Origin of the sequence: Flavobacterium sp. GCM10022190, assembly GCF_042656445.1 — a bacterium.
GTDB lineage: Bacteria > Bacteroidota > Bacteroidia > Flavobacteriales > Flavobacteriaceae > Flavobacterium > Flavobacterium nitratireducens.
Genome location: NZ_JBHSOQ010000003.1, coordinates 394,962 through 417,943 on the forward strand (window position 1 = coordinate 394,962; position 22,982 = coordinate 417,943).

General features: G+C 32.5%; 12 protein-coding genes. 2 read left to right on the forward strand and 10 right to left on the reverse strand.

The features are described from left to right. Window position 1: 1 nt before the first annotated feature. Window positions 2-1,438, forward strand: coding sequence for an MFS transporter (locus ACFPTQ_RS11855; protein WP_379777743.1), 1,437 nt, complete (start codon window positions 2-4; stop codon window positions 1,436-1,438). 38 nt (window positions 1,439-1,476) lie between these two features. Continuing rightward, on the forward strand, window positions 1,477-2,499 hold the full coding sequence (locus ACFPTQ_RS11860; protein ID WP_379777744.1) for a glycoside hydrolase family 43 protein: 1,023 nt from the start codon (window positions 1,477-1,479) through the stop codon (window positions 2,497-2,499). A 202-nt stretch (window positions 2,500-2,701) separates the two neighbouring features. Here ACFPTQ_RS11860 and ACFPTQ_RS11865 read toward each other — a convergent pair whose 3' ends face one another. The 10 genes from ACFPTQ_RS11865 to ACFPTQ_RS11910 all read right to left on the reverse strand — a co-directional run bounded on the left by ACFPTQ_RS11865 (window position 2,702) and on the right by ACFPTQ_RS11910 (window position 22,779). Continuing rightward, window positions 2,702-3,949 carry a cellulase family glycosylhydrolase gene (locus ACFPTQ_RS11865; protein ID WP_379777745.1) on the reverse strand — a complete coding sequence of 416 codons (1,248 nt, stop codon included), beginning with the start codon at window positions 3,947-3,949 and terminating at the stop codon, window positions 2,702-2,704. 128 nt (window positions 3,950-4,077) lie between these two features. Further along, window positions 4,078-5,781, reverse strand: a complete 1,704-nt coding sequence (locus ACFPTQ_RS11870) for an endo-1,4-beta-xylanase (RefSeq protein ID WP_379777746.1) — start codon at window positions 5,779-5,781, stop codon at window positions 4,078-4,080. A gap of 39 nt (window positions 5,782-5,820) precedes the next feature. Beyond that, a complete protein-coding gene (locus ACFPTQ_RS11875) occupies window positions 5,821-6,855 on the reverse strand; it encodes a DUF5627 domain-containing protein (protein ID WP_379777747.1) in 1,035 nt (344 codons plus the stop codon). Between the two features lie 48 nt (window positions 6,856-6,903). After that, window positions 6,904-8,658, reverse strand: coding sequence for a RagB/SusD family nutrient uptake outer membrane protein (locus ACFPTQ_RS11880; RefSeq protein ID WP_379777748.1), 1,755 nt, complete (start codon window positions 8,656-8,658; stop codon window positions 6,904-6,906). Between the two features lie 28 nt (window positions 8,659-8,686). Continuing rightward, window positions 8,687-11,701, reverse strand: coding sequence for a SusC/RagA family TonB-linked outer membrane protein (locus ACFPTQ_RS11885; protein WP_379777749.1), 3,015 nt, complete (start codon window positions 11,699-11,701; stop codon window positions 8,687-8,689). A gap of 44 nt (window positions 11,702-11,745) precedes the next feature. After that, window positions 11,746-13,635, reverse strand: coding sequence for a RagB/SusD family nutrient uptake outer membrane protein (locus ACFPTQ_RS11890; protein ID WP_379777750.1), 1,890 nt, complete (start codon window positions 13,633-13,635; stop codon window positions 11,746-11,748). 11 nt (window positions 13,636-13,646) lie between these two features. Continuing rightward, window positions 13,647-16,859: a SusC/RagA family TonB-linked outer membrane protein gene (locus ACFPTQ_RS11895; RefSeq protein WP_379777751.1), complete on the reverse strand. Its 3,213-nt coding sequence runs from the start codon at window positions 16,857-16,859 to the stop codon at window positions 13,647-13,649. Between the two features lie 776 nt (window positions 16,860-17,635). Beyond that, a complete protein-coding gene (locus ACFPTQ_RS11900) occupies window positions 17,636-18,979 on the reverse strand; it encodes a family 43 glycosylhydrolase (protein WP_379777752.1) in 1,344 nt (447 codons plus the stop codon). Window positions 18,980-18,996: 17 nt separating this feature from the next. Beyond that, window positions 18,997-21,276 carry a beta-L-arabinofuranosidase domain-containing protein gene (locus ACFPTQ_RS11905; protein ID WP_379777753.1) on the reverse strand — a complete coding sequence of 760 codons (2,280 nt, stop codon included), beginning with the start codon at window positions 21,274-21,276 and terminating at the stop codon, window positions 18,997-18,999. A 279-nt stretch (window positions 21,277-21,555) separates the two neighbouring features. Beyond that, on the reverse strand, window positions 21,556-22,779 hold the full coding sequence (locus tag ACFPTQ_RS11910) for an SGNH/GDSL hydrolase family protein (RefSeq protein WP_379777754.1): 1,224 nt from the start codon (window positions 22,777-22,779) through the stop codon (window positions 21,556-21,558). Window positions 22,780-22,982 lie beyond the last annotated feature (203 nt).

A 22,982-nucleotide genomic window follows, 5' to 3' on the forward strand; every position in this document is an offset into this window, starting at 1 on the left:
AATGAATACAGTTTCACAAAAATTATCTCTTAAAGAAAAAATAGGATACAGCTTAGGCGATTTAGCTGCCAATTTGGTATTTCAAACACTAATGACTTACCTAGCCTATTTTTATACTGATATATATGGTTTATCACCTACTGACTCTTCAATTATCATGTTGAGTGTGGGACTTATAGCCGCTTTTATTTTCAACCCAATTGTTGGAGCAATTGCAGATCGTACCCACTCTAAATGGGGTAAATTTAGACCTTGGATTTTATGGACTTCGATTCCGCTTGGAATAATTGCTTTATTAGCATTTACAACTCCTAACTTTTCTTATCAAGGAAAATTAATTTATGCTATTATCACTTACTCACTTTTATTATTGCTTTATGCAGCCAATAATCTTCCTTATTCTGCTTTAAGTGGTGTAATAACTGGAGATATGGGTGAGCGAAATAGTTTGTCTTCTTATCGATTTGTTGCAGTAATGTTTGCACAGTTTTTTGTGCAAGTTTTTATGTTGGGAATCATCAAAAGTGCCGGAAATGGTGACAAAGCGGTAGGTATTGAGAAAGTAATGACTATTCTAGCGATTGTGGGAACAATCATGCTTCTAATTACCTTTTTTACAACCAAAGAACGCATCGTTCCAAAACCTGAACAAAAATCCAGCTTAAAAGAAGACTTAGGTGATTTAGTAAAAAATAAGCCTTGGATTATTATGCTAGCCCTTACGACACTTGTTTTCATTACACTTGCTTTAAAAGGAGGTTCCTATGTGTATTATTTTGAAAACTATGTCGATAAAAAAGAATTAGCGGGATTTATCCAACCCATTTTAGACTTTCTTTCTTCAGTAGGATTAAATCACTTTGGTGATGATCCTATATCAGCAGGTTTTGGTTTATTTAATGCTGGTGGGATTATATTTATGATTGTTGGAATTACATTGTCTAAAAAATTAGCCGATAAATATGGAAAAAGAGATGTATTTAGGCTGTTTTTATTCATTTCAACCTTATTCATCATTGCTTTTTATTTCTTTTCACCTAAATCGGTTAGTTTGATGTTTTTCTCTCAAATATTCCATGGTTTCTTTTATGGAATAACAATTCCTATACTATGGGCTATGATTGCTGATGTCGCCGATTATTCGGAGTGGAAAAACAATCGTAGAGCTACTGCTATAATTTTCTCGGCTATGATGGTGGGATTAAAAGCGGGGCTTAGTATTGGAGGAGCATTAACAACCTCTTTACTAGGAATTTTTAACTATGTCCCTAATTCAACTAATCAAGTTGATAGTGCTATAAATGGAATCAAATTATTAGTAAGCATCTTTCCTGCAATTCCTTTTATGATTGGTGTGGGCTTATTGTTTTTCTATGAAATCAATAAGAAAATGGAAATCCAAATTGAATCTGATTTAAAGCAAAACAGATTAAAATAAAATAAACTAATTACAATATTTAATTAAATAGTTACAACATGCCTGAACAAAGTATTGAACATATAGATTTTAAAGAATTAGTTAAAAACTCTATATCGCAGCCACTAGTATCACATATCTATACCGCTGACCCATCAGCGCATGTCTTTAATGGGAAAATTTATATTTATCCTTCACATGACATAGACGCAGGGATACCTTTTAATGATAACGGAGACCATTTTGGAATGGAGGATTATCATGTTTTTTCAATGGATTCAATAACAGCAGAAGCTAAAGACAATGGAGTTGCCTTACATGTTAATGATGTTCCTTGGGCCGAACGCCAAATGTGGGCTCCCGATGCTGCACATAAAGATGGAAAATACTATTTTTATTTCCCAGCCAAGAGAGCTAATGGAATTTTTCAAATAGGAGTTGCGATTGGGGATTCTCCTATAGGTCCTTTTATTCCTGAAAAAGAAGCAATAAAAGGGAGTTATAGTATTGATCCAGCCGTTTTTGAAGATGAAGATGGTAAATATTATATGTATTTTGGAGGAATTTGGGGAGGTCAACTTCAAAAATACAGAAACAATATTTATGATGAGGCCAATGAAGAACCTGCTTCAAACGAAAAAGCATTAGGCCCTATTGTTGCATTGCTTTCCGATGATATGAAAGAATTTGCTGAAACCCCTAAAGCAATAAAAATTATAGATGAAAACGGTAATGAATTACTAGCGGGTGATAATGAAAGACGTTTTTTCGAAGGGCCTTGGCTACATAAGTACAATGGAAAATATTATTTCAGCTATTCAACAGGTGACTCACACTATATTTGCTATGCTACAGGTGATACCCCTTATGGGCCTTTTACCTACCAAGGAATTATTTTAGAACCAGTAGTGGGATGGACTACACATCATTCTATTTGTGAAGTAGAAGGCAAATGGTACTTGTTTTATCATGATTCAAGTTTATCAAAAGGAGTGACTCATTTAAGATCTATAAAAGTTACTGAAATAACCTACAATGAAGATGGAACTATTGTTCCTATCAATGCCTATAAAAATCTATAATTTTCATTGGGAAAATTATAAAATAGATTTTTGAAATAATCTAAAATTAAAAATTTAATACAGCTATATACCAGTGAAAGCAATTTCACTGGTTTTTTTTGCCAAAAATTAATCTGTATTCCATAAAAAAAAAGACCGATTATACATTGTACAATCGATCTTAATAATTTAAAAGTGATGTTTAAAAGTGCTTATTAAAATGCTATTTACATATTTTCATAGTCTTAGCATATTCTTTAAACCATTTATAAACTGGATTAGCACAAGCTTGAGGATCATTATTATAAGCAATTCCACCATTTATCGCTCCTTTATCAATTAAATTTTCAGGTGAAAGTACATTCCAACTAACATTAGCTGATTCATCGGTTAAGGCTTTGAAATTAGCCCCAAATCCCCAACTTCCTGCCGTTCCAGTAACACCTCCTTTACCCCAGACAGCATATTTATCCGGCCCCCAATCAATTTCTGTAATGGCAATAGGGGCTTTATCTGCGATGGGTTTAATATTCTCATTCCAATTTGCCCTAAATACAGTTGGATCATTATTATCTTTTCCCCAATAACCAGGATAAATGTGTACTGCATAACCAATATTTTCTCCTTCAATAGGATTTACAGCATAACCTTTATATTGTGATTGCCAGCCCGAACCTGGAATCCAAAGAATATTATTTGCGCCATTGGTGCGAATCATATTAACAATTGGCTGAAAAAATAATTTTAATTCATCAAAATGAGCTTGGGTATTAGCACCTACTGTCCCATTAGGAAGTTTAATTCGGATAGGTTCGTTAGCTAACTCAAACATTACATGATCAGCATTTTTTAACGAGGGATGCTTGGAAATATAATCCCAAACTATTTTTAAATAATCATGATAAGCGCCTCCTACCGAAATCTCCTCAGGACATACTCCAGGTGGTCTGAGGATAATGTACATTCCTCTGGTTTTCGCATAAGAAATAAGTGGTAGAATCACATTATCTATTGCTGATTTAAACCTCTCAAAATTAAACTGTGAAATATCATTTTCCTGAATTCCAGAAACTCCTAAATTATTGGTCCAATAAGGATCAATATGTAATCTAACATAATTTAGATACCAACCTTGTTTAGGATCAGATAATTTATTCATAATAGCCTTATTATAGTATAAACATCCTGAGATATCATAATTATTCCAACGCCATTCGCCAACAGCACCACCATTAAACCAAGGACTCGGTGTCATAGCTACTCCATGTAATTTGATAATATTACCACAAGGATCTTTTAAATATTTACCCTCCACTTTCAATTTAGGTGTTGGCAATGGCCAAGTAATTGTTTCTTCAACTGGCACTTCACTCTTTGGCTCAGCCTTAGTAGGGGAATCATCTTTAGAACAGGAAACAATTAATAAAAGTAAAAAAGCTACTTCTATGTTTAATAATTTATATAATTTCATTCTGACTGATTTTAAAATTAATAAACCCTTTGAACGTCATTAAAAAATAAGTACGCCCAAAGGGAAAACTCAAACTAGTTATTAAAGATTGATCTTAAATAATAACGTATTTTAAACTATTATTATGCTTATTTTGAAGACTTAAGACCTTCGGCAAAACCAGCATAGGCAGGTTTACGACTGTAGTTTGAATTCCAAAGTCCGATAGGTTCTCCACCTCTCCATGATGAATTATCAGGACTATCTGTCGCTGCCCATTGAGTAATACCGTAACGCTGAGCAGCTGGTACAATGTCAAAATAAGCTTCTACTATCTGCTTGTAAAAATCTGCCATCTGCAATAGTTGGTCAGAAGTGACATTTTGAGTTTTTACCGTAACTCCGCCCACTTTGATTCCCATATCAAGTTCCGATATTTTTACGAGTTTGCCCGTTGCTGCTAATTTTGTTAACATTGTTCTGATCCTCTCAATTGTAGTTTCACCTAAGGTTACATGCATCTGAGTACCTATACCATCAACAGTTTGTCCTTTACTTTCAATGTAATTAACATACTGAATAAGACCATCACATTTATCACCACCTCCTTCAAGACCGTAATCGTTGATAAAAAGTATATCATTTGGATTTCCGTATAGTCTGGCCAGTCTAAACGCTTCCACAGCATAATCTTTTCCTAAATAATCCTGCCAATAGAATTCATCAGCAGCCATATTGGTTTTACCAACACCTGTTTTTAACTCGAATTGATTTGGCCAATCTGACATTGGCTCATTAACAACGTCCCAGGCTTTTACATAAGTTTTACAATTAGTAACCATACCTTTTATCCATTTATCAAGGGCTTCAGCGATGATGGCTTTCTTTTGTTGAGGAGTTTTTTCTTGTGTTTGAATACTACCTGTTGCATTATACTTTTCAATTTTGACATTATCATAATAAAAACTAGTAGCTGTTTTTCCAAGATTGAAAGCAATGGTATTACAATCTTTCATTTGCTCGGTAACTGTTATTTCCTTTACGTATGTTGCCCAAGTAGTAGCATAAGGAACGGATCCAAAGAAGTCCCAATGTCTGTAACCTCCTGGGTTAAATTGAGCTTGTGTTGGAGAAGAGGCTGTAACTTCTGCACGTACGTCCATGGTAAGTTTGTACTTTTCCCCTACTTGCACAGCTGGAGAAAACTTAATGTAAAGCTGAGCATCCCATTCATTGGTACGTACACTAGCATTTGTCAATTTAAGTGCTCTTCCTGAACCATTTGCACCCTGACCAACAGCAGTATAACTTACTGTAACATTTGAATTTACTTGATAATTTGAACTATCATCGGTCTCAAAATTATTTTGCATAATCAAATCCCAACCAGGTCCCGTGGTAGAAAGAACGGTTGGCGCTATTAACTTATTCAAATAAGTCGCATTTTGATTAGCATGCCAGCAAAGGGTATGCCCAAAAACAGACACATTAGCTTCCTTAGCTGTTTCCAATAATTTATTGACATTATCAAGTGAAAGACTTCCGTCAGCTTTCACTATTGCGCCATGCTTCATTTCATACCCAAGAGTAATTTCATCAAAATTTCTATTGGCTAATCTGTACATTACATTTTTATTTACGTAATCAGACAAACTCATCCCTAATCCTAATTTAAAATTAGGATTAGCCGTTCTGTCAACATACGTCTTTAAATCAGCATAAGCATTAATTTCTTCCTGATTGGCAATCGTTAAAGGCTTCTCAACATCATAGGAAAGAAGATGTGATTCAGTACAAGATGCTAAAGCCATTATGATAATGGCAAGCGGTACAATTCTGTATATTTTTTTCATATCATTTAATTTTTTTTATGTAAAAATTATCATAATAATTTACTTCAAAATTGGAGTAAATGTTTCAGCTTTTACCCCTCTGTCTCTTAATACCAACGTGTCTTTTGTAGCTACATTAAAAGCCGGTAAATTAACCGCATAATCAAGGTAAAGAGCATCTCTGTCTTTAGCTCCCCAACTATTTTTTTCACCTCTCTTTATGAATTTCCCTGTTCCAATGGCCGTATACGAACTAGGATTAGAAGAAGTAACGGTACAATTACCTGAATTATCAAAAGTTAGTATTAACTTGCAGTTGATATTATTTCCTCCTGCATCTTTATATACAACTGGAAAATCTATATTAGTAAGTGATAAAGTATTAATTTTAAATACTTCATCTTTCTCAACATAGGCTTGGTGTCTCACAATAGTTTTATTCAATGCTGTATTACCATTGTTACCAACAATAACATCTTTACCTCTACGCAAATAATATCCATCCCAAGGATTAACATACTTTACAGCATAAAATATATAATCTTTTGGAGATACTGTCCAATGTTCGGCTATGGCTCTATTAGGATTAGATATTAATGCTTTTCCAGATAAAATTGTATCAGCATTCGTTACATTAGTCATCTTTACAGGGATAACATAGTTCTTTTTAATTGCAAGTGGATCAGCAAAAAAAGCATCTGTCAATTGAACATCTACTCCACCAGTAATATTTCCTTTTGAGATGACAATTTTATCAGACAATAACGTATAATAATTACTTGGCATTGGCAGGATATTATTTCCTAAATCTTTAAATCCTAAATTTGAAGTTAAATTATTAGCTACTTCCACATTAATGGTAACATCTTTATCATTTCGATAAACACCTCCCAAAGTTGCCATTATTCTACATTTATACTCGTTATCCAAAGATGTGTCAAAAACATCCTCCCCCAAAGTAATAGTCCTTACAGGAAATTGATAAGCAAAGTAAACAGACTGATAATCAAAATTATCAAATACCACATCTTCATTTGAGCAAGAAGTTAGGGTGATAAATAAAATTGACAACATTAAAAATATCTTATTTTTCATTTTTTTTGATATTATATTAAAATAAATAGTGCAGGATTGTTATGAACATTACCAACCTTTATTTTGAATCAACTTATTAAATTTAAGTGTTTCACTATAAGGAATTGGACCATAATACATATCATTTGTAAAAACTCTATTCTCTACAGCAGGAATTCTTGTATAAGTTGGAGCAGCCGTAGTACCTTGTATGTCCATTCCTTGAGCTGATTCTGTTAAACTTAATTTCCATCTGCGTAAATCCCAAAAACGGTAACCTTCAAAACATAATTCTAATCTACGCTCATTTCTAATTAATTGACGCATAGCATCTTTATCTGATTTTATAGACTCTAAATAATTATCTGGTTGAGTAATACCTGCTCTTTTTCTAATGGCTTTTATAACATCATAAGCAGAAAAACCATAGTTACCAGTAGCTAAAGGCCCCCAAGCTTCATTAGCCGCTTCTGCATAAATTAAATATAATTCAGTAAAGCGCATACGAGGTCTAAAGTGTCTTTGATTCGTTGTTGAATTTGGATTTAAATTCACATCTTGTCTTAGCAGTTTTTTCATATAATACCCTGTTCGAGTAGACGTTTCTACCCTATTCAAAGCATCATTTGTAGTACCATAACTTCCTGTTGTAATAACTGTAGAACTTACTCCTGCAACATCTTGATTAACTAATATAAAGTGTTTCAAACGTGGATCACGGTTAGCATAAGGATTAGCAGGATTAAAGTTACTAGAAGCATTAGAAATTGGATAACCATTCAGTGCAGGAAAAGCATCTACTAAATTTTGTGTAGGATTAACTCGTCCTCTACCATATAACGAAGGAGGAAAATTATCCGCTTCTAGGTTATTACTATTTGCTATATCTGTTCTCCAAAGCACTTCTTTAGTATTTTTACCAGAACCAAGCGCTTCAATTTCGGCAGTATTTTTGTACCAAGTTAATCCATTAGGATCAATACCAGCAATTCCACCATTAAGCTCCAACAGTTCTCCCGAATAATCTGCTGCTGCAGCCCAAGAAGTTGAATTACCACTGCTAAAAGCAGGACTAGCTGCTAATAATGCTGCCTGAGCTTTAACAAACATAGCTATTCTTCCGCTCATTCTTTGTCTAGCTAAATCTCCAAAAACACGATTATAATCATTTAAATTATCATAGCCAGGAGGTAAGGTTGTTGCAATTTCGAAATCTAAAGGAAGAAGTTCTCTAGCTTTTTGAACATCACTATAAAGTTGACTTAAACATTCTTGAAAAGTATTACGAGGAATATTGAAATTTGATGATGATGTTTCAGGCTCTAATAAAATTGGAACACCTAAAAGTTCATTAGAATCAGTTACTCCTGAATGCGCTTGTAACAAATAATACATATACAAAGCACGTAATCCATAAGCTTCTCCTTTTAATCTTTGTCTAAATAATTTACTTACATTTTCATCTTTAGCCCAAGTAACTTTGTCGGCTTCAGCAAGAAAAATATTAATATATTGAATAGCGGCTTTAGAATTAGTCCATTGATCTAATGGATTAAAGTTTGCAGCCCATTGACCAGTAGCTATTCTTCTATAATTATTAGTTACATCATTTGAAACAGCATCATCGGTGGCTACATCATTAAAAGTCCATCCGTTACCTGGTAACCTTGTATAAGCATTCAATAAAATACCTTGTGCAAATTCTGCTTCCTGATACATATCATCAATACCTCTATTATTTTCAATAGCAGGTTCTATAAGATCATCACAACTAATAAAAGTAAAGAGGAAAGATGATAATAGTATTAAAAAAATTTTATTCATATCATTTAAATTTTTAATGATTTGTTAATTAAAATAAAGCTTTTACCCCTAAATTAAAAAATCTGGTTTGTGGAGATCCACCAACATTTAATTCCATAATTTCGCGTTCAGGTGAAAATGTTAACAAATTAGCGCCATTTAGATAAACACTTAATTCATTAAAAAATGAATTTTGAATTACTTTCTTTGGGAAATCATACGTTATTTGAACTCTAGACAAGTCTATTCTATTAGTACTATAAATCCAAAAATCTGATGAACGATAATTATTATCACTAGTAGTAGTTGTAAGTCTTGGATAAGTAGCTGTTGCTTGATTTTCAACAGTCCAACTATTTCGAACCATTTCAGAGTATTTATCTTCTCCATCAATCCAAAAATAGGAGTTGTTTTTCATTGCATGTGCTCCAAATTGACCTGTAGCTAAGGCAAAAAATGTTAGGTTTTTCCATTTGGCTGTAAAATTAATTCCTCCAGTGAATGGAGCTCCAAACCAACCTGCTTTTCCTAAATAAACCTCATCTTGTGCGTTAATAACCCCATCACCATTTTGATCTTTATATTTAATATCTCCTGGTTTAACCTGCCCAAATGATGGTTTTGCATGATTAGCAACATCCATAGCATCAGTGTAAAAACCTTCATTTTTAAGTCCCCACATCGCATCTAGAGGTTTACCTTGTCTATTTTGATATTCATCCTCAAACATCTCTGCTCTTTTAGATGCTTTGCTATCAAAATAATTTCCTGTAACTCCAACAGATAAATCTACTTGACCAACCCTTTTATTGACTCTTACATTAAAATCAAAACCTATACGTTGGTCATCATTATAGTTAACATATGGTATGAATGATGTATTAGGGAAATTTGTGGTAAAATAATTAGGATATAAAACACTAGCTTGAATTACATTTCCTTTCACTTTATTAGCAAAAAATGAACCATTGAAAGTAATTAATTTATTAAGAAATGAAGCCTCAATACCTGCATTAATTTCTTCTTTTTTAGCATAAGTAAGTGCTAAATTTTCTCCTCTTCTTGAATCAGTACTTCTATTTAATGCTCCATCTCTCCAACTAAACCATGCACCATCAGTTTGTGAATATATTGATTCATATAAATAATAATTAGAAACATCTAAATCTGTATTTAATATACCTGCAGAAACTGTAAATTTAAGATTATCTAACGCTTTCCAATTTTTTAGAAAATTCTCTTCACTTAATCTCCATCCCAAAGACAAAGTTGGAGAAGTTGCATTTCTTTTAGTTTCAGCAAACTTGGCAGAGTGTACTAATGCTTCACTAAATTCCACATAATACTTGTTAGCATAATTATAACTTAAATTAAGACCTAAGTTAGCATTACTTACTTTGTGATAGACTTCAGAAAGTGATTGTTGAAATCCATTAACTAACAATATTCCTGAAAAGTTATGAACATCATTAATTTTTTTAACATAATCAAACTGTCCCGAAAATGCAATTGTTTGTTGGTAAGCACTGTTAGCTATATTTTGAACTCCAGATTTAGCGTCTTCTCCAAATTTGGTTAAAGAAGTTATTTGATCAAAACCAGCATAGTTATTCCAATTTGCTTGGTATACCGCATAAGTATTATTAAATGATTGATTGTATGAAGTTTCATAATCAACAGCAAATTTTGAATGAAAAGATAAACCTTTAACAAAACTGTCTAATTTTGCATCAATACCTGTATTAAACTGAAACTGACGATTAGTATAAGTATTATATCCTCCTGCATAAATTGCAGCAAAAGAATTATTTAAATCTAATTGGGTTCCTCCCAGTAAATATTTACCTCCTATAATATTATTACTATTATTAACAATAGTTTGAGATGCTTCATCCCCTTCTTCAATCATATCAATAGGTACTAATGGGGTAAAACGATATGGTCTTGCAGTAGCAGCACTATTCCAATAATCAGTATTCACTCCGCGACCATTATAATAAATAGCATTGGTTCCAATAGTACATGAAATAAAATCATTTATAGCTAAATCTACATTACCCCTAATGTTAAAACGACTGGTATTGTTGTTCTTAGCTTCACCAAAATCTAATAAATCACCTGCTTTTGAAAAATTAACAATTGTATAATATTTGGCAACATTATTTCCTCCTTTAATTTCAACATTTGCATCATATCTTCTTGAAAAATCTTTTAAATATTTAGAAGAATAATAATCTACATCTGCATATCTATAAGGATTATTACCTGATGCATAATTGTAAATTGTTTCATCACTGTATAAAGATGGTAAACCGTCATTCATACGCGCTTGATTATAATACTTCATATACTCAGCAGAACCTAGATATTTAGGAAATCTTTTTACAACATCTATTCCTGCATTAGCTCTAACACTTATTTGTTGTTTTTGAGCCACACCTTTTTTGGAAGTTATATAAATAACTCCTTTAGCTGCTCGACTACCATATAATGCTACGGCAGCTACTCCTTTCATAAATGTAACTTGCTCAATCTCTACAGGTAAAATTGAACCTGCACCACGAGGTATTCCGTCTACTAAAACCAAATAACCTCCTGAACCCCATATATTCCCATTAAATCCTCCAACAAAAGTTTGCAAACCATCTAAACTATAAGTCGTATAATTTTTTTCTAAAATTTCCGGTAAATTAACATAAGATACTCCGCCTAAAAGATCAGCCTCTTGAACTTTCTTAAAAGCAACTTGAACCTCCTTGCTTTTTTCAAGAATTAGGTTGATTTCAGTTGATGTAGCTACCACTGTTTTCGTTATGTAACCAGGTGCTTGGAATATTATTTTTGAATTTCCAGGTAACTTAATTGAGAATTTTCCTGCAAAATCACTCGTTGTAGATATATTGTCTTTTTCACTTACTATTGAAGCACCAATAATTGGATTTCCTTCAATAGTCTTAACAAAACCTTGTACTTCTATTTTAAGACCAGCTTGAGCAATTAGAATTGTAGGAGAAAAAGCAATAATTAAAAAACATAACACTATTCTTAGTTGTATATATCTCATTATTTTCTAATTTGTATTTATAATTTTTAAAATAAACGGCATTATTACCATCCTGGATTCTGTGCAAATTCCAGATAAATATTCACATCTGAATTTTTCAATGGTAACCAATAATGCTTATCACTAAAGTTTCTCTCTAGAATAACATTTTCACGGATATTAAGCACTTTGTTGTTTTTAGGATTTGCAGTACTAAAACTAGGATCTCTATCAAATTCTATTGATTTTTTCAAAGTATATGGACTTTGAGTTAACAACATCCATCTACGTAAATCATTAAAACGATGTCCTTCAAAAGCTAATTCAACTGCTCTTTCACGTCTCACTTCACTCATAAATAAATCTAGAGATACTAAAAATTTATTCGCAACATGACCTACATTAGCCCTATCTCTAACTACATTAATTGCTTCAACCGCAGTTTTACTATATGATGCAACTTTTCCATTAGGTGAATTGTAAGCTACAGCAGCTGACTCTGCATACATCAAATAAATATCTGACAAACGCATCCAAGGTATGTGTATATTTAAATTACTTCCCCAATCATAACCGCCATCATATTTGTTTGCTGTAATTGGAATAAACTTGTATAACAAATACCCTGTTCTACTCCCTGTACTAATATTACGATAATTACCACCGGTAAATAAATTAGCATAACGATCAGCTGCATTAGCAGCCGGAAGTGTTCCTTTTACACATTGTACACCATCATAAACTATATCATTATAAAAACGAGGATCGCGCCCTTTCCAAGGATATGATGGATTATAACCAGACTCTGCATCAGCTTGAGTAATATTAGTGATAGGTAAACCATTAGCCATACCGTAATAATCAACATAGTTTGCCGTAGGTAAAAATTTAACATCACCATCAACTAAGATAGGAGCAGGTTGATACTGTTTACTTGTCCCCCAGTTAGAACCATTAGCTCCCCAATATGGTCCTCTAAAAATAGCTTCTGTACCACCTGGAATTGCCCAGTTTTGTCCAGTTGTATAAAAATTATCACTATATTTAGAAAAAGGTAACAACGCATATTTCGAACCACTGCTTTCAGTGTGATTTAATAATTCTGCAAAAGCTTCTGCTGCTTTTTTACAAAATTCAGTATTATAAGTTGCACTTCCTGTAGATACTTTATTCATTAATGGACTTCCTGCCCAAAGATAATTTTTACCTAAATATCCTAAAGCCATGATTTTATTAATGCGTAAAGCATTTTTTCCAAGAGTTCTTTTACCTACCGTGGTTTCATCCCAATCTACAGGCAATAAATCAGCTGCTAATCTAAAATCGGCTGCCGCCTTTTCAGCACACTCAGCATAACTTAATCTTGGTAATGTTAAAGGTTGATCGCTAGGTAATACTTGATCGATATATGGTAGACCTCCAAAATATTGCATAAATTGAAAGTGAAACCATCCTCTAAAAAACAATAGTTGTCCCTTAATTATGTCTTTTTCTTCCTGAGTTGCATCCTGTAATTGATCAATATTGGCCAAACCAATATTAGCCTTACGAATACCAGCCCACCCCAAAGTCCATAAATCTTTTGAAAAACGGTCGTTATTTGTTGAAACGTTTCTTCGGTTCATCCAGCCAGCCTGCCAGCCATCGTGCTCAGATTGCCATCCCCAAAAATTTCCATTATCAATTTTAACAACAAAGTGAAAATCACGTGCTGTAGATTGAATTTCATCTTCTCCCCAATTCCATGAATTTGTCCAATACCCATTGGTGAAATCTGGAATACATTGATATAATTCTTCAGTGAAACCTTGAAATTTAACAAAATTTTCAAAAGCTTCTTTTTCAGAAATTATAGTATCCGGAGATCTATCAAGATAATCTTCACAGGATACTGAACTAACAAATAAGCTAAATATAAAGCTATATTTTACTATGGTTTTGCAATAATTTTTCATTTTTTTAAAATTTAAAAAATAATATTAGCTCCTATATTAAAACGTCTTACCGTTGGATAAGCTCCTTGAGAGGCCCAACCGGTTCCTGCATAATTACTCTCTCTATCATCTGGCATTTTTGACCAGAAATATAGATTATCACCATTAATAAAAACTCGTATATTTTGAATTCCTAAAGATTTTACAAACGGAGTAGTACTTCCATCAAAAGTATAGGCTATCTCAGCATTCTTTAATCGAACGTATGATCCATCATACATATGACGTTGTGCATCATTGTAACTACTAGGAGTTGAAAGCCAACGAGGCATAGGTACATCGGCATTTATATTATCTTGAGACCATAATGATCCTTGATTATAAACTACATGATTTTGAGATACTAAACTTCCTAAAACAACTTGTCTAGTAACATTATTAACACCATAAAACTGAACAAAAGCACTAAAATTTTTCCAGTTAAATCCAACAGTAGCATTATAGGTGTTTTGAGGTATACCTGAATGACCATAAGGAATATTGTCATAATTATCTATTACACCATCAGCATTATAATCTAATAAGTTATAGTTACCAGGTAATTTTTGATTATCATTTGTATTTGTCATTGTACTAGCATATAACTCATCCCAAGTGTTGTAATAACCTTGTCCAACATAAGAATAAGCTTGTCCAATTACTTTACCTTCCGTTTTTTGATAATCTGGTAGTAACTTAGCATTATTCGCATCTACAATTTTATTTTTTGCATGACTCATATTTAAATCAGCCCAAAGATTTAAATTGTTAGCAAAAGTATGGTTCAACTTAATCTCTATTTCGTAACCTCTATTAGTTGTTACACCTAAATTGGCTGCAGGTGCTATTGCTCCATAATATGACGGAATTGCTCTACCTGAACCCCCAATAAAAATATCAGAACGATCTTCTTTGAACATATTCAAAGTTCCTTTTAAGAAACCTTTAAAAAATCCAAAATCCACACCTAAATTTGATTTCTTAGCAGTTGCCCAAGTAACATCAGGATTTCCAACGGCTGTCTCTCTATACCAATCGTAGGGACTAGCCTCTCCTCCTTCACCTGTTGTACCAAGCTGTGTACGCCCCCCAAATCCCCATTGAGTTAAATAAAGCCATCTGTTACCTCCAATATTATCATCTCCTACTTCTCCATAATTCAATCGAACTTTAAGCAGATCTAAAAATGATTCTGTTTTTTTCATAAATTTTTCTTTGGATATTATCCAAGTTACCCCACCAGATGAAAAAAATGCAAAACGTTTTCCTTTAACAAATCTTTCAGAACCGTTATAAGCTCCGTTATACTCAGCAAAATATTTACCCGCATAGCCGTAAGTAGTTCGAAAAACCCAATCTTCACGATAACGAGGAATTTCACTTCCTGTAGCACTTTGATCACGATTAAAAAGTCCCATCGCAGTAATTTCATGCTGAGAATTTATGTTGACTGCATAATTCATTTGAGCCTGATAAAAAATTCTTCTGTTAGTCGCTCCATCTTGCACCGTACCAGCACTTGGAGACCATTTTATACCTTCTTGAAAATCAAATCTATTATTAGAATCATAATTTTGTTTATAGATTACAGTTCCAGTAATAGGATCAATCCACTTTTCTTGTGTATTATTAAACAAATCGCTTACTCCTCGATTAGCTTCAATAAAGGTATTATCTAATGCAATAGTACCTTTAAAATTAAGCCCTTTAACTAGCATATCTAATTTTTGATCTATAGTAAAGTCAGTAGTGATTCTAGTAGTGGTTCTATATTGAATACCGCTAATAGCTAAGTTACGAACAGAATTCGATGCTTTTCCTTCATTAGGCGCAAAATACCCCCATGAACCATCCGATTCATAATAGGGTAAAAACACATCGGGCGCTGTAGAATAGGCTGCATCCCACATTGTATATTCACCTCCAGTAGCTCCCCATGGACTTTTCTTAACTCCATGCGAACCAGAAAGATTAACTTTAAAAGTAGTAGTTGGCGAAAATTGAAAATCCAAATTTGTCCTTACATTTAAACGATCAAAACCATAACCCGGTTCGTATCCTCTATTGTTATCATATTTTCTAAAAAGATCCCCTTCATGTAAAAAATCAGCACTAGAAAAATACTTAACAAATTCAGTACCTCCACTTACATTTAAACTTGCGTTATGCGACATTACATATTCTTTGAATAATGTTTTAGCCCAATCGACATTAGGATAGCGCTCTCTTTCCTCTTGATTAGCCGGAAACCTGTATTTGTTAATAATGTCTTGTGGAAGATAATCGTTCCAACCAGACGGGGCCAAGGATAATTCATTTTCAATAGCCTGATTTCTAATCATCAATGCATCATAAGCATCATACTTATTAGGTAATTGTGAAGGAACTTTCATAGTCGAATTTACTCGAGCTCTAATCAAAGCTTTACCTGCACTTCCACGTTTAGTTGTAATAATTATTACTCCATTAGCTCCCCTTGAACCATATACTGCAGTTGCAGATGCATCTTTTAAAATTGATATAGACTCTACTGATCCAATATCCACACTGTTCATTGGACGCTCTATTCCATCAACTAATATAAGTGGGGATGAATCATTCCATGTACCAGCTCCCCTAATTATGATACGTGGATCTTCTTCACCTGGCATACCTGTACTAGCTGTAGTTACTAAACCAGGAGCATTACCCGTTAAAGCAGCACCAATACTAGAAACTCCTCCGGCTCGCTCTAAAGTACTTCCTGAAACTTGAGATATAGCCGCTACTAAACTTTCCTTTTTTTGTTTACCATAACCCACCACCACAACTTCTTGCAAAGAAGTTTGATCTGTAGACATCGCAACATTAATAGTTGATTGTCCATTAACTTTTTTATCGACTGTTTTAAAACCAATACTAGTAAAAACTAATACTGCATCTGAAGAAGGCACGTTTATTTTATATTTTCCATCAAAATCTGAAATGACAGTAATCTTTGGGTTTCCTTTAACTGAAACAGTTACTCCAGGAATAGGAAGCTTATCTTCTGAAGAGGTTATAGTTCCAACAATTGTTATTTGTTGAATATATCGATCTTTTGCTGATTCACTCAAAGAAATCGACAAACTCCCCTCATTAGCTAACAACACATTCGAAAACAGATATAAAACACCCATCACCACGAACTTCCCTTTTCGCGGAATTTTTATTGATTGTATTTTCATATTATTTTTTTGACATTTTTTAATTTGTTAAAAATTATAACTTGAGATTTTTTTTAAAACTCATAGAAATTATATTTGCGCACTAGCCTAATGATATAAATCGAAAAGACTTAATACAGATTATAAAAATCCGATTAAATAATTTCGGATAATCTATTAATAAATAAAAGCGAAATACTCTATGATGATTAATTTGACTAAAACTAAATTTTAAAGAATGATTATCAATAACAATAAAATCCTAATTTCATAAATGTTAGTTTTACAAAACCAGACCAATAACCACAAATCAACTTTCAAAAATCAGTTTTTTTATTACATTATTATTTCATAGGCTTGAGTGGTTGTTAAAGTTGGTTGGTTAATAATATATTTTTGGTTACTCCTGATAATAGCACTTCACAGTATATAAAAATTCTGTTGAGTATAAATTAAAGCAATCGGTTGTTTAATTATAAGCGTAAATTTTACACAAATTAAATTAACAGAACTTTATGCTTTTTTTTCATAAACAAATATAATTAAAATTTCAAAATGAACAACCGATTGCTTAAATATTTTTTAATATATTTTTAATTTAATTTCACAATACATAATTTATATAATATATTATTATCACATGAATAATTAATCAGATAAATAATCCTTATGAATAATAGTATATTTATGCTTCTAGGATAATGATATGTTAAAAAATAAGATGTTTTTTTTCCTAAGAGTATCATTTTATTTTTTAGGAAGAAATAAAAAAGATAGATCAAATTGAGTATATATCTTTATTGAAACCGTATCCAATCTAATTCTACGTTTTTATCATTTTCTTTGAGAGTAACAAATAAATCGTGAATAGCTGTTAGTTGCTTAATAATTGGAACCTCTATTTCTTGCCAATCTGGTTTGGCTTTAATTTTAACTTCTGTGATCAATGCTCCATCAATAGTATTAGATTTTATGTGCAAGGTTCCTCCAGTTGTAGAATAGGCTTTTACAACACAAGTCTTTGCCTTATTTTTTCCAAAATCAACCTGATCGTATTCGATCCAGGCATTAGAACTGGACAAAGTCGTTTTCCAACCCTTAAAAGTATTTTTAGGGTCTAAAAATGATATATTACTACCTACATCACTTTTCTTACTGTACCTATCAATCTGTATTTCAGTCGTAGCCTTTGTAATTCCAACGCCTCTAAAAGTAGGAATTACTTTTTTTATAGTACCGTCTGAATTAAAAAACAAACTATCTATTCTAACAGACCTTGCTTTATCAAAAGATGGTGAATAGTCATTATGATGATAAAACAGATACCACTGATTTTTAAATTCAATTATGGAATGATGATTTGTCCAACAATTCGTTGAAGATTCATCCATGATTACACCTGCAACTTTAAAAGGACCAAGAGGATTATCACTGATAGCATACTCGAGACGTTCAATTTTATTAGCTACATGAGGGTAAGTCATATAATATATTCCGTTTCTCTCAAAAACGTAGGGCCCTTCCTTTAAACCTTGTGAAGGTAAATCTCCTAAAATTTTAATTTCAGAATCTAACTCAAGCATATTGTCTTTCAATTTAGCTCCATAAATATTACCCTGAGACCAATACAAATAAGCCTGACCGTCCTTATCTATAAAAACATTGGGATCAATTCCTTTTACCCCTTTGATAGGCATTTTTTCAGGAATAAAAGGCCCTGTAGGACTACTTGCTATTGCAACACCTATTGTGAAACCTTTTTCATTTGTAAGCGTATCGTTTACAGTAGATGGAAAATAAAAATAATATTTACCTCCTTTTTCAATGCAATCAGGTGCCCACATACTATAGCTTTCAGGACGAACCCATGGAACTTTATTTTGGTGTACAATCATACCATGATCTGTCCAATCTATCAAATTATCTGATGAAAAAACATGATAATCTTCCATACAAAACCAATCTTTCCTGCCTTTACCCTCACTTGCTAAAATATCATGTGAGGGATACAAATACACACGATTATTAAAAACTCTTGCCGAAGGATCCGCAGAGAATTGATTTCTAATTATTGGATTTTGGGCTGAAACACAAAGGATAAAAAGTCCAAAAAACAATGTGAAAGTCCGTGATTTTGACATTATCATAACTTGGGGAATTACTTTAAAATTCTAATAAGAGTAAATCTTGGTGTAGGCATTTTATCTTTTGCCAATATTTTTAAATGAACTGTTTCAGCTTTAGGAACTTTGACTTTGAAAGAATTCTTATCTACAGCTAGTATTTCAGCTGGAATTTCATTAATAAGGATTTCAAATTTCTTTGTATCTACTGCATCCAAAGTACTAATCTCAATATAGCTTCCAGTATTGTCTTTATTGATTAACTTATACGAAATATACGAACGTGTACTTCTCCAGAATTTATCATTATCATAACCCGAATTACTTTGTTCTCCTTTGTATTGATGGTCAACTTCAGGCTGCTGTTCTCCACAATTTATTTTATCTACTGTAAGAGCTTCAATTGCTAACTGTTGTAATTCTTGTTTTTGTTGAAGTTCTTTTTGTAATTCATAACCTTCTTTGCTAAAAGTTTGAAAATACATTTGGTAACGGGCATCATGTATTTGATAAAATGGTTCCAATTTCAATGTGTCCAATTTGAAACTCATATTATCAATAGTTTTTAATTGGGAAACGTAATCGTTTTTATTACCTACTAAAACATGTGCCTCATTAATTGGATATAATTTACCTCTTGTTTCATGCCCCATTCTACTATCATCTGCAAAAAGTCCTTTTAAATCTTTTGTAGATGTTTTAGCCGCTAAAACAATAGGACCACGAACAAATGCAGCCCAATTAGAACCATCTGGAAGATATTCTAATTGTGTCTCCATTGTAAATTGCACCACTACTTTGTCATTATTTCTCCATTTTCTATTCAAATTAATATATTGCGAAGGATTAGCAGTAAATAGTTCAGCTTTTCCATTTACTACTACTTTAATGTTCTTCGCCCATTTTGGATAACGAATATTTAATGAAAAATTTTGGCTTTTATTTAATTTTAAAATCAACTCTGTCCCATTTTCGTGTGGAAAATTATTATTCTGAATCAATTGTATCCCTCTTTCTTTCCAATTTAATTCTGATGGAATAAAAAGGTTCACAAAAACAGCATTGTCAGTATGGCTATAAATTAATTCCCCGTATTTCGTGTGGTTTTCAAGTCCAGATCCCACACAACACCACATACTCGTTTCAGGTTGTGAATAAACTCTGTAATGATTAGGTCGAATAGGTGTAAAATATACGAATCCACCTTTTTCTGGGTGTTGAGTAGATAAAATGTGGTTATACAGGGTTCGCTCATAAAAATCGAGATAACTAGGATCGTTATTGTTTAAAAACAAAGCCATCGTTAATCGTAACATATTATAACTATTGCAAGTTTCAGGCCCCTGATTTGATTCTAATACTTTTTTAAAATCATCAATCGGATTGAAATGTTCTCGATAGCTGTTTCCCCCAAATGCTACACTTCTTTTTTCGGTTACATTATGCCAAAAATAGTCAGAAGCATTTTTCCACGCTTTATTATCGTTTAGTGCTGCAATTTTTTCAAAACCTATTACTTTCGGGATCTGAGTATTAGCATGTAAACCTGTTAATTTATCTTGCTGCTCTAGTAGAGGATCTAGTAATTTGTGATGCGAAAGTTTTTCGGCTGTATCTAAATACTTTTTATCTTTTGTAATGATATACAAATCAGCAAAAGTTTCATTTATTCCACCATGCTCTGTGTCTAAAATTCGCTGAATTTGTTCTTTAGAAAGTGGTTTTATGAGTTCAATAAACCAATCTCCTAAGCCTAATAACACTTTTTTTGCTTGTTCATTTCCTGCAATTTCATAAGCATCACGTAATCCCGCAAAAAGTTTATGAATATTGTAAATTGGTACCCAAGTATTATTTAATCCAAAAGTACTTCCATCAATATCTCCTTTATGAATGCGTTCCCAAAAGATTTTCCCATTAGGAATACCCCCCACATAACCGTTCCCATTTTTTGCCTGACATAATGCTAATTCATTCACCATGTAATCCAAGCGAGTTTTCATTTCAGCATTCCCAGTACTGGCATACATCATTGCTAAAGCCGACAAATAATGTCCTGCAATATGACCATCTAATCCTGAACTTTCCCAATTTCCATATCGGCTAGCCTTTAGCGGCAAACCAGCATCAATTAAATAAGGTGCTAATAATTTATCAGGGTTAAGTGCTAAAATATATTGTTGATCTACATCTTGTGCCTTTTTAAAAATACCTTCTTTTAATTTTACATCTTGTAACTTAAAAGGTTGCATTTGAGCAAAAGATGATTGAATACAAAGAAACAATAATACATTTTTAATTTTAGTGAACTTCATAATTACTATTTTGAATGATAATCAATCGCTTTTTTATAGATTGACTCATCGGTTAAACTATTTTTGTAAAGTTATTTTGTTCCTCCAATTATTTGATAAAAAAATAAAATTATTTTAACCATCTGTTTAATACCAATTTAGGACATACAAAATAACCGCTACAATTATAATTATTGCCGCATTTTTATCCGTAAACTATTGGGTTTAACTTATGATTTTTTGGAAAAAACGAGATTATAAAGTTTTTAATTAAAAACCTCTCAAACAAATCAATTAAAATTAAATTTTAAATAATTCTAAATCAATTGACTCACCTAAACGACGATATCCTTTTTCATTAGGATGTAAAAAATCGTTATCATGCATATCAGGTAGTATAGTCTGTGATTCTGTACTGGATTCCATTACTTTATCAAAATCAATTACCGCATCAAAACTATGGCTAGAGCGTATCCATTCATTTACCATATTTCTTGCTTGTTGTTTAAAATCAGCATCATAAAATGATTTTTTAAATGGTAAAATGGTACAACCATACACTTTTATACCTTTAGCATGGGCTTTACTAATCATTAGTTTATAAGCTTCAATAAGTTCATTTGCTCGCACTGGAGCTTCTTCTGCTTTACGAATCCCTCCAATATCATTAATTCCTTCTAAAAGAATTAACCATTTAACTCCATTTTGAGATAGTACATCCCTATCAAAACGTTCTAAGGCTGTAGGTCCTAAACCACCTCTCAAAACACAGTTTCCGCCAATTCCTAAATTTAATACTCCGATAGTTTTTGTAGCTTCTTTTGCCAATAATCGCTCAGACAAAATATCTGTCCATCTATTTTGCTTATTTGTTCCAGAACCTCTCCCATCTGTTATTGAATTTCCCAAACAAACAATAGCACTTGTTTTTTTAGAAGCCATAACATCGACTCCCATTATGTTATACCAATGATCGGTTTTAATTGCACCAGAAAAATTCACATCCTTACTATGATCCCCTTCTAAAAGAAATGATGTGGTTCGAGATCCAGGATGACCAGAAATTTTCGAAGCTGTTTTGCCATAATGAATGGTAATGGCTAATAATTGACCGGGTTGTAATGGAAAATCAAATGCATCTGAAAAAACATCCGATTTTGCTTCAATAGCCACTGATGATTTTCCATCAAAAGTAAGTTGCTTAAGTGATTGACCATCAATCATTGCAGCATCAACAACATTTGCAACAGTTACCGATTCCAGAACTGTAGATTCATCACTAAATAAATTAGAAAAATGTAACCTTATATTTTTACCTCCTATGGAAACTCTAATAATTTGTCGCAAGGTATTATTGGTAAGTCCAGGACTTGGAGGAACATTATGAGGTTCAACGAGTTGTTGTGCAGTAGCCCAAGTTCCAACCCAACTTGACTTATTATTTGATAAGCGTTGAGATTGACATCCTGAAAAAAGAATCAGTAAATTTAAAAAAAAGACCCAACTTGTAAATCGTTTGTACATTAGCACGTATTTATTATTTCGTTTTAACAACTTAATTTATATAATACATTAATGACCAAAGAATGGCAATTAAAAATATAAAATAGGTCAATGTAAATACACCATTAGATTTCACAATGGTTATTTATCGAACATTATTGAAAAAAACTGAATTAAAATTAGGTTTGTCCTGAATATTTCTAGTCAGGACAAATCCAATGAAT